Origin of the sequence: Roseicyclus sp. (assembly GCF_052168335.1) — a bacterium.
Classification (GTDB): Bacteria; Pseudomonadota; Alphaproteobacteria; order Rhodobacterales; family Rhodobacteraceae; genus Roseibacterium.
In genome coordinates this window covers 1-9,919 of record NZ_JBQLZP010000064.1, presented here as the reverse complement: position 1 = coordinate 9,919, position 9,919 = coordinate 1, and the positions used below count along the sequence as shown (strand labels likewise).

Annotated in this window: 8 protein-coding genes and 2 pseudogenes; 3 read left to right on the top strand and 7 right to left on the bottom strand. The window is 68.7% G+C overall.

Annotation, left to right across the window (positions count from 1 at the left end; genetic code table 11):
- The 3 genes and pseudogenes from ACTS11_RS02140 to dxs all read left to right on the top strand — a co-directional run.
- Positions 1–424, top strand: a pseudogene (locus tag ACTS11_RS02140) (photosynthetic reaction center subunit M); the annotation flags it as partial.
- Between the two features lie 3 nt (positions 425–427).
- Positions 428–1,552 carry a photosynthetic reaction center cytochrome PufC gene (gene pufC, locus ACTS11_RS02135; RefSeq protein ID WP_442638702.1) on the top strand — a complete coding sequence of 375 codons (1,125 nt, stop codon included), beginning with the start codon at positions 428–430 and terminating at the stop codon, positions 1,550–1,552.
- A 170-nt stretch (positions 1,553–1,722) separates the two neighbouring features.
- Positions 1,723–3,642 carry a 1-deoxy-D-xylulose-5-phosphate synthase gene (gene dxs / locus ACTS11_RS02130; RefSeq protein WP_442638701.1) on the top strand — a complete coding sequence of 640 codons (1,920 nt, stop codon included), beginning with the start codon at positions 1,723–1,725 and terminating at the stop codon, positions 3,640–3,642.
- Here the strand turns inward: dxs and ACTS11_RS02125 are convergent.
- The 7 genes and pseudogenes from ACTS11_RS02125 to ACTS11_RS02095 all read right to left on the bottom strand — a co-directional run.
- Positions 3,639–4,031: a hypothetical protein gene (locus tag ACTS11_RS02125; protein WP_442638700.1), complete on the bottom strand. Its 393-nt coding sequence runs from the start codon at positions 4,029–4,031 to the stop codon at positions 3,639–3,641. The two genes, dxs and ACTS11_RS02125, sit on opposite strands and share 4 nt — an antisense overlap.
- Positions 4,032–4,104: 73 nt before the next feature.
- Positions 4,105–4,632, bottom strand: a complete 528-nt coding sequence (idi, locus tag ACTS11_RS02120) for an isopentenyl-diphosphate Delta-isomerase (protein WP_442638699.1) — start codon at positions 4,630–4,632, stop codon at positions 4,105–4,107.
- Positions 4,629–5,810: a geranylgeranyl diphosphate reductase gene (locus ACTS11_RS02115; protein ID WP_442638698.1), complete on the bottom strand. Its 1,182-nt coding sequence runs from the start codon at positions 5,808–5,810 to the stop codon at positions 4,629–4,631. The genes idi and ACTS11_RS02115 overlap by 4 nt, the downstream gene beginning before the upstream one ends.
- A 2-nt stretch (positions 5,811–5,812) precedes the next feature.
- Positions 5,813–7,102, bottom strand: a complete 1,290-nt coding sequence (locus ACTS11_RS02110; RefSeq protein ID WP_442638703.1) for a BCD family MFS transporter — start codon at positions 7,100–7,102, stop codon at positions 5,813–5,815.
- Entirely contained in the window at positions 7,099–8,019 is a 921-nt protein-coding gene (gene chlG / locus ACTS11_RS02105; RefSeq protein WP_442638697.1) for a chlorophyll synthase ChlG, read from the bottom strand. Before chlG ends, ACTS11_RS02110 begins: the two co-directional genes overlap by 4 nt.
- 110 nt (positions 8,020–8,129) lie before the next feature.
- Entirely contained in the window at positions 8,130–9,509 is a 1,380-nt protein-coding gene (ppsR, locus tag ACTS11_RS02100) for a transcriptional regulator PpsR (protein ID WP_442638696.1), read from the bottom strand.
- Between the two features lie 71 nt (positions 9,510–9,580).
- Positions 9,581–9,919, bottom strand: a pseudogene (locus ACTS11_RS02095) (hypothetical protein); the annotation flags it as partial.

The window sequence follows — 9,919 nt, the reverse complement described above, 5'->3', positions numbered from 1 at the left end:
CCGCTACGGGAACCTCTACTACAACCCGTTCCACGCGCTCTCGATCGTGTTCCTCTACGGATCCGTGCTGCTCTTCGCGATGCACGGCGCCACGATCCTCGCGGTCTCCCGCTACGGCGGCGACCGGGAGCTCGAGCAGATCGCCGACCGGGGCACCGCCTCGGAGCGCGCCGGCCTCTTCTGGCGCTGGACGATGGGCTTCAACGCCACGATGGAGGGTATCCACCGCTGGGCCTGGTGGTTCGCCGTCCTGACGCCGATCACCGGCGGCATCGGCATCCTTCTGACCGGCACCGTCGTGGACAACTGGTTCATCTGGGCCATCGAACACAACTTCGCCCCCGAGTACCTCGGCGCATACGGCTACGAAGCCTATGGCACCTACCAGGACTTTGGCGGCATCGCGCCGACGGGAGGGCAGTGAACCATGTTTCCCAAGTGGTTTGACAACTGGAACCGCGACAACCCGACTAACATCTTCGGTCCGGCCATCGCGGTGGGCATCGCGGGATCGGCGGTCTTCGTCGCGGCGATGATCGTGGCCTGGGGGCAGCCCTTCGCCACAGCCAGCCAGCAGACGGGTCCGCGCGGCACCGGCATGCATGTGCAGGAGTTCGTGTCGGATCTGGCCATCTACCCGGACGTCGACGGCTACGTCACGTCCGAGCCGGTCCTGCCCACGGCCGGTTCGCAACTGGCAGGGGACGCGCTCGAGGGCGTGCCCCCCTCCCTCGCCAACGTGACGGTCGAGAACTACGAGCGCCTCGTCGAGGCGATGCGCTCGTGGACTGGCATTCCCGATCTGCTCGAACCGGGCAACGAAAGCTACCAGACGCAGGTGGCCTACTCGATGATCGAGATGACCCAGAACATCAACCAGAACTGGGCCGCCCACGTCCAGGCCAACGCGGAGGTCGGCGTCACCTGCTACACCTGCCACCGCGGGCAGCCGGTGCCGAACAACGTGTGGTTCAACACGCGCGGCATGGACGAGGACGGCTGGATCGGGGTCAACGCCAACACGCGCGGCTGGCCGGCGATCCAGAACCGGGTCACGATGGTGTCGAACTACACCTCGCTGCCGTCCGACTACCTGCAGCACTACCTCCTCCTGAACGAGGAGGGCGGCTACAACCCGATCGTCGTGCACGACCTCGCCAGCCGGGTGGAGAACATGCCGGGCGACCCGCTCATCCAGCAGACCGAGCGGACCTACGCCTTCATGAACTACTTCTCCAACTCGCTCGGGGTGAACTGCGTGTTCTGCCACAACAGCCGCGCGTTCTACGATCCCTCGCAGGTCACGCCCCAGTGGGCGACGGCCAGCCTCGGGATCATCATGGTGCAGGAGCAGCTCGAGCAGTACATCCTGCCGCTTCAGGACGTGCTGCCCGCCGAACGCCTCGGCCCGATCTACGCCGACGTGCCGAAGATGGCCTGCCGCACCTGCCACCAGGGCGAGCAGCAGCCGCTCAACGGCCTGAACGTGATCCGCAACTGGCCCGAGCTGGCCGTCGTCGACGGCGAGCCGGACTACTCCGCCTTCGAGTGAGGCGGATGCGGGCGGAGGCCCCCATCGACTTCGGCCCCGGGCGGGTTTTCCCGCCCCGGGCCATCCGGAAACCTTACGTCCCTTCGTAGGTCGACTGGAACCGCGGGCGGGTTCAGACCCCGTCCGCGGTCTTTCTTGTCTCTCGAATCCGGTTTGGGAGGACCGACCCCATGAACGACCGACCGCATACCCCCGTCCTCGACCGCGTGCGCTATCCCTCGGACCTGCGCCGCCTGACCGACGCCGAACTCGCGCAATGCGCCGATGAGCTCCGGGCCGAGACGATCAGCGCCGTCTCCGTGACCGGCGGGCACCTCGGCTCCTCCCTCGGCGTGGTCGAGCTGACCGTCGCCATCCATGCCGTCTTCAACACGCCCTACGACAAGCTCGTCTGGGACGTCGGCCACCAGTGCTACCCGCACAAGATCGTCACCGGCCGGCGCGACCGCATCCGCACGCTGCGCCAGAAGGACGGCCTCTCGGGCTTCACCAAGCGCGCCGAGAGCGATTACGATCCGTTCGGCGCCGCGCATTCCTCGACCTCGATCTCCGCCGCGCTGGGCTTCACCATGGCGCGCGAACTCGGCGAGGCGACGGGCGACGCCATCGCGGTCATCGGCGACGGATCGATCTCGGCCGGCATGGCCTACGAGGCGATGAACAACGCGGGCGACCTCGGCCGGCGGCTCTTCGTCATCCTCAACGACAACGACATGAGCATCGCGCCCCCGGTGGGCGCCATGTCGCGCTACCTCGCGGGCCTCGGGCGGAGCACCCCCTTCCATACGCTGAAGGACATCGCCGACGGCGTCGCCGCGCACCTGCCCGAACCGCTCCGCCAGGGGGCCGAGCGCGCGCGGGAGCTCGTGACCGGCCACCCCAAGTCCGCGACTCTCTTCGAGCACCTGGGCTTCACCTATATCGGGCCGGTCGACGGCCACGACATGCGCCAGCTTCTCCACGTCCTGCGCGCGGCCAAGGCGCAGGCGACCGGGCCGGTCCTGATCCACGCGGTGACGGTGAAGGGCAAGGGCTATGCCCCCGCGGAAGGCGCGGACGACTGCTACCACGGCGTCAACAGGTTCGACGTGAAGACCGGCGCGCAGCAGAAGTCGCAGCCGAACGCGCCGAGCTATACGACGGTCTTCGGACAGACCCTGAAACGGCTCGCAGAGACGGATTCGCGCGTGGTCGGCGTCACCGCCGCGATGCCCGGCGGCACGGGTCTCAACATCCTGCAAAAGGCGATGCCCGGCCGCGTCTTCGACGTGGGCATCGCCGAGCAGCACGCCGTCACCTTCTGCGCCGGTCTCGCGGCGGGCGGGCTCAAGCCCTTCTGCGCGATCTACTCGAGCTTCCTCCAGCGGGGCTACGACCAGATCGTGCACGATGTCGCGCTCCAGAATCTGCCGGTCCGCTTCATGATCGACCGGGCGGGCCTCGTGGGGGCGGACGGACCGACCCATGCGGGCGCCTTCGACATCGGCTATCTCGCCGCGCTGCCGAACATGACGGTCATGGCCTGCGCCGACGAGGCCGAGCTGATCCACATGATGGCCACCTGCGCCGCGCATGACGCGGGGCCCATCGCGCTCCGCTATCCGCGGGGCGAAGGGGTCGGCGTCGCCATGCCCGAGACGGGCGAAGTGCTGGAGATCGGCAAGGGGCGCGTCCTCCAGGAGGGGCGCGATATCGCGATCCTCTCCTTCGGCGCGCACCTCGCCGAGGCGCGGGAGGCCGTGCGCGAGCTCGAGGCCAAGGGCCTCTCCGTCACGCTGGCCGATGCGCGCTTCGCCAAGCCGCTCGACACGGCGCTCGTGGACCGGCTGGTGAACGGCCACCGCGCGCTGATCACGGTGGAACAGGGCTCGATGCTCGGCTTCGGGGGGATCGTGCTCCACCACCTGGCGGCGACGGGGCAGCTCGACGGGCGGTGTTCGGTGCGCACCATGCACCTGCCCGACCGCTTCATCGACCAGGCCTCGCCCGCGCAGATGTATGCCGAGGCGGGCCTGACGCCCGTGGACATCGCCGCGACCGCGCTTGCGGCCCTGGGCGTCGCCTCGATCCCGGGGAAGGCGCGGGCCTAGCCTGCGCCTTCGTGCACGAGGATGTAGCTCGGTACGCCGCCGGTGCCGTAGATCTGGACGTGGACATAGCGCGTCTGGCCCGACAGGACCCAGCCCGGGATGTATTCCGAGCCCTGCGCAACGCTCCAGATCTGCGGGATCCGGGCCCGCTGGCTCGCGTCGCCGAAGACCGGGTCCCACTGGTCGAGGTCGTCGCGGCGGCCGAAGCGGTGGAAGTTCGCGCGGTCCTGCTGGAGGATCTGCCCGAAATCCCCCAGCCGCACACCGTTGCTGTTGTAGAAGTCGGTCGGCGAGAGGAGCGCGAAGTACTCGCCGATGAGCTGCTGCGCCCGCGCGGGCGGCGCGGCGGCGACAAGGATAAGGGCGGCGATCAGGACCAGGCTGCGCATCGGCGGACACCTCAACGGAACGGGTTTCGACATGCCGTCCAGCATGGACCGATTCCGTGCAATCGGAGAGGCCTCAGGCCGGGACGGTGCCGAAGATCGCGCGCGCGTGGTCTCGCAGGTAGATCTGGAGCCAGGGCGTGAAGCCCGCGGGCCGCCGCGCGACCTCCTCGGCGAGGGTGTCGAGCGGGTGCCAGATCGTGTCCATGACCTCCTCGGGGTCGGGCGCGGGCTCAACCCCTTTCGGCACTTCGCCGACGAAGATGTCCACGACCTCGTGCTCGATCAGCCCGCCGCCCACGTCGGCGCGGTACTCGACCGTGTCGCGGAACTCGAGCGTCACGTCCAGAAGCCCCAGCTCCTCCGCCAGCCGCCGCGTGGCGCAGTCGATCGACGCCTCGCCCCAGAACGGATGCGTGCAGCAGGTGTTCGCCCAGAGGCCGGGCGTGTGATACTTGCCGAGCGCCCTCCGCTGGAGGAGCACCTCGCCGTCCCTGAGCAGGAAGACCGAGATCGCCTTGTGCCGGAGGCCGCGCTTGTGCGCCTCCAGCTTCTCGACGGGGCGGAGCTGCCCCTCGACCCAGGTGGGGATCTCGATGCTCATGTCCGTGTCGCCGGGACCAGTCCTGTCAGGTGGGCCATATTCTTGAGCCCGATCTTCAGATGCGCAAGGGGCCGCGCCTTGACGAGTTCCTTGTTCATGTAGGCCTCGAAGGTCAGGCGCTGCACGTCCACGTCATGGCAGAGGCTGACGAAACGCTCCCGCCGCTCGTCGGACCTGTAGTAGGCGTCCTGCATCGCGCCGAGGATCTTGAAGACCGATCTGTGCTCGCGCATGAAGAGCTTCCGCGCGAGCTTGAGGTCCTTGATCATTCCGGTCTGAAGCTTCGTCGCCGCCGCGATGGCCGCGACACGGCCGCCGACCATGGCGTAGTAGATCCCCTCGCCCGAGGAGGGGGCCACGACCCCCGCCGCATCGCCCGCCAGCACCACGTCGCGTCCGTTGTCCCACTCGTCGAGCGGCTTGAGCGGGATCGGCGCGCCCTCGCGCCGGATCGTGGGGCAGTCGGCCAGGCCGCTCGCCTCGCGCAGGTCGGCGGTGGCCTTCTTGAGGTCCACCTCGCGCACGAAGCTGCCCATGCCGACGCTCGCCGATTTCCCGTGCGGGAAGACCCAGCCGTAGAAGTCGGGACTGATGCGGCCGTCATAGATCACGTCGCAGCGGTCGGGGTGATACTCGCCCCGGGGTCCGGGGCTCTCGATGATCTCGTGGTAGGCGATGACGTAGGGAATCCTGTCGCCGCCCTTCACCTCGGTCCGCGCCACGTTCGAGCGCGCGCCGTCCGCGCCGATGACCATGCGCGTGGTCAGCACCCGCTCCTCGCCGCTCTCCTTGTCGCGGTAGTGGACGTGGGTTCCGTCTCGGTCGCGCGTGATCCGGGTATAGGTGCCGGTGAAGCGCTCGGCCCCGGCCTCGGCCGCGCGGGCGCGCAGGAACTCGTCGAAATGCTCGCGGTCGACCATGCCGACGAAACCGTTCTCGATCGGGATGTCGACGCGCCGCCCGGTGGGCGAGATCATGCGTGCCGTGGTGATCTTGGCGACGAGTTGCTCCTCGGGGATGTGGAAGTCCCGGATGAGGCGCGGCGGGATCGCGCCGCCGCAGGGCTTGATCCGCCCGGCCCGGTCGATCAGCGCCACCTTGTGACCCGAGCGGGCCAGATCCTCGGCCGCGGTCGCGCCCGAGGGCCCGCCACCGACGACGACGACATCGTATTTCATGGTCATTCTCCCGGAACGGCGGCCCCGAAGGCCGAGGCTTGCGGACGGCGGTCCATGATGCGGACGGCCATGAAGGCGGAGGCGATGTAGAGGATCGCCTCGAGGATGAAGACGGTGCCGAAGGCCGAGGGGTCGGACATCACGGTGCGCATCGCGTCGGCGAGGCCCGCGCCCACGAGGCCGCCGAAGCCCGCTGCGATGGCCTGCGCCGCGCCCCAGAGGCCCATGCGCGTGCCTTCGCGCGCCTCGCGCCCCTCGCCGGCCAGCGCCATCATCGAGCCGATGGCGGCGACCGCGAACATGCCGTTGAAGAAGCCCATGAGGACGACGGCCGGCACCAGCGGCGCGCCGGGCCCCATCTGGCCCAGTGTCGAGATGAGAACCAGCGCGCCCGCCGATCCGACGCAGCCCGCGATGACCCATTGCCGGAGCGTCCCGATCCTGAGCGCGGTGCCCGCGACGCCGACCAGAACCATGCCGAGGAACACGCCCCCGTTCTGCGCCCCCGAGAGCGAGGTGGACTGCCCCGGCGTGAAGCCGAAGACGAGGCCGGAATAGGGTTCGAGGATCAGTTCCTGCATGAAGTAGGCGGTCATGCTCAGGAAGACGAAGATGGTGAACATCCGCGCACGCGGCTCGGCCCAGACCTCGCGCAGGCCCTCGAGGAAGGGTGCGCTTTCGGCTTCGGGACGGGAGACGACGCGCCGCTCGATGCCGCGGACGGCGAGGCAGGTGACGCCGAAGGCGAGCGCGGTGACGACGGCCACCACCTCCATCAGGCGAAGCGGCGTGTAGGGGTCGAGGAACTGCCCCGAGACGCCCGCAGTGACCGCGATTCCGAAGATCATCATGAGCCAGGTGATCGTCGCGGCGGCCGGGCGGCGGCGCGGCGCGGTCGCCGTGGCGAGGAGCGCGAGGAGCGAGGTGCCCGACGCGCCGACGCCGATGCCGATGATCGCATAGGCGAGGATCGAGACGCCGAGACCGAGCGCGAAGCTCTCCTCCATCAGGACGACGCCCCAGGCCGCAGAGAGCCCGCCGAGCGCCAGAAGGCCCATGCCGCCGATGATCCAGCGTGTCCGCCGCCCGAGCGTGTCGGACATGTAGCCCCATTGCGGGCGGGTGAGCTGGATGCCGTAATGCAGCGCCACGAGGAAGCCCGGCAGGATCGCGGGCAGCGCAAGCTCGACCACCATCAGGCGGTTGAGCGTCGAGGTCATCAGGACGACGATCGCGCCCAGCGACATCTGGACAAGGCCGAGGCGGACGATCTGGAACCAGCTGAGCGTCATGGCCATGCCTCGAGGCTTCGGACCGCGAAGGCCGTGACCATCATGCCCGAGACGTAGAGCGTGACGCCCACGCCGTTGTACCAGGGCGCGCGGCCCTTCGGGTCACGCAGGAGCACCTGCATCGCATAGAGCTGCGCGATGAGCGAGACCGCGATGGCGAGCCCGTGCCAGGGCCTGTCCCAGACCATGTAGAGCAGGGCGAAGACCACCAGTTGCGGAACCGCCATGACGACGCAGGCGAGTTTCGCCGCGCGCTCGGGCCCGAGCGTGACGGGGAGCGAGTTCACCCCCATCTGCCGGTCGCCCTCGAGCGCCTTGAAGTCGTTGAGCGTCATGATCCCGTGCGCGCCGACCCCGTAGAGCAGTGCCACGATGATGACGGGCCAGGACGGCGCCCCGGCGGCGAGGACGGCGGCCCCGGTGAACCATGGCAGGCTCTCGTAGCTGAGGCCGACGAGGCCCGGACCCCAGAGGCCCGAGCGCTTGAGGCGCACCGGCTCGGCCGAATAGGCCCAGGCGGCGGCGATCGCCACCAGCGTCGCGCCGAAGCCCCAGGGGCCGAGCGCCATGCCGAGGACGGCGGCGAGGCCGGACATGGCGAGCGCGATCCACAGGCCCCAGCGGCCCGGGATTCGGCCCGAGGGGATCGGGCGGTCCGGCTCGTTGATGGCGTCGACGTGGCGGTCGCACCAGTCGTTCGCCGCCTGGCTCATTCCGCAGACGATCGGACCGGCCAGGATCACGCCGATGAACAGCGTGAACCAGTGGCCGGAGGGCGCGACGCCGGCCGAGACGGCGCCGCAGAGATAGGCCCACATCGGCGGGAACCAGGTGATGGGCTTGAGCAGCGTCAGAACGGCCCGGGGTTCCGGGACGCTGCGGTCTGCGGAGGGGGTGAGGTCGGTCGTTACACTCATGAGTGTCAGGATAAGTTGACACTACCCGACTCGGCAAGTGTAAAATCAGGTTGACGGATGCGAAAAGGCCCGGCGCGACGGCCGGGCCCTTAATCGGGATCGGGGCGGTCTCAGTCCGCGGGATCGTTCTTGCTGAGAAGGCCGTACTTGCGGAGCTTCACGTAGAGCGACTGCCGCGAGAGGCCGAGCATTTCGGCGGCCGCGACGCGGTTGTTGTTCGTCAGTTCCACCGCCGTCTCGATGCACATCTTCTCGACCACGTCCGTGGTGGCCGACACGATGTCCTTGAGCGGGGCCGAGCCCACCAGGTCCATGACGTTGCGCATCGCGTCGTCCGAGATCGGCGCGGCGCCGACGGGCGCGGCCGGGACGGCGGCGCCGGGTTCGCGGATCACCTCGAGCCGCGAGGTGTCGCGCAGCACGAAGGCGAAGCCCTGCCCGGAGGCGCCGGTCATGTGGGTCGCAGAGATCTCGACCGAGAGCTGCGATCCGAAGGAGCCTTCGAGGCGCGTGGAATAGAGCCGCATCTTGCCGTGGCGGGCCGCGTTGTCGGTCAGCACCTTGAGATCGACGCTGCCCCGGGCGAGAAACTCGCCGAGCGACTTGCCCTTCACGTCCGAGAGCTGCCCGGCATCCGTCAGGCTGAGGAAGGGGTCGTTGGCGGAGCGGATCGTGCCGTGCAGGTCCGTGAAGACCATCGCGTCCGGTCCCTCGCGATAGAGGCCCGAGAGGATCTGGCCGAGATCGGCGGCCACGGCGGTCGCGGCCTCGGCCGCGTCGATCCGGCACAGCAGGATACGGTCCCCGGCGGCGCGGAAGACCGTCGGGTGGATCGTCACGTCCATGCGTGAGCGGCGACTGCGGACCTGGACCTGGCCCACGGTCTCGTCGCCGGCGGCGAGGACGAGGCCCTCGATGAACTCGCCCCGGCGGCGGCCGTCGAATTCCTGCGAGAAGGTCCCGCCCACGAGCGCGTCGGCCTCGGCCCCGAGCACCTGCGCGGCGGACGTGTTGAGGTCGAGAATGCGGCCCGAGGCGACCTCGACCAGGACGAAGGCGTCGCGCGCCTCCTCCATGAGGACGCGATAGCGGGTCTCGTAGTCGCGGTGGGTCTCGTAATCCTTCTCGAGCGCGAGTTGCGCCTTGACGAGACGGTGCTGCAGTTCCGCGATGGGGCGCAGGTCGCGGCCGAGCATCAGGATGATGTTCGGGTTGCCGGTCTTGTGCAGCGTGTAGCGGATCGGGAATTCCCAATTCGCGTTGTCGTAGTGGTTCACCTCGATCGCGTCGACCTTGGCCTTCTGGCCGCGCCGGTAGGCGTCGAGCTGGGTCTCGAGCTTCGACAGGCTGTCCTCGGCCATGAACTCGCGGATGTCGCGCTCCTTCCAGTGGTCGAGCCTGCCGAGCGTGGGATTGAGGGGGTTCGTGATGACCGATTTAACCGTGCCCTCGGTGTCGAGCACGATGGCGAGATCGGCGGCGGTCGTCACGATCTCGTTGAACTGTTCCGGACCGATCGGCGGGGCCGACGGCTGATCCCAGAAATCTGATCCGCGCGTGTTCATCCCGCCACGTTCCCCGCCGCCGGGATCTTCCCGGTCCGGCCTCCGTCAGGCGCAGCTTGCGCCGAATTCGTTATGAAACCTTCCAGCCCGCACAGACGAAGGGCGGATTCCACGTCACGGACGACGTGGTCGACGCCGGTCTGGGCCTTCAGGTTCGATCCACCTGCGACGATGCTTCCCCCAAGCACGATCGGCGTGACGCGCCTGACGGAGGCCCTGATGGTGTCCACCAATTCTCTTGCCGATGCAAGGGCTCTGCGGCCCGAGGCCGTGATTCCCACCATGCAATAGCGGCGATTCAGCACCATTTCGGCCACCTGGCGGGCGTGCATGTC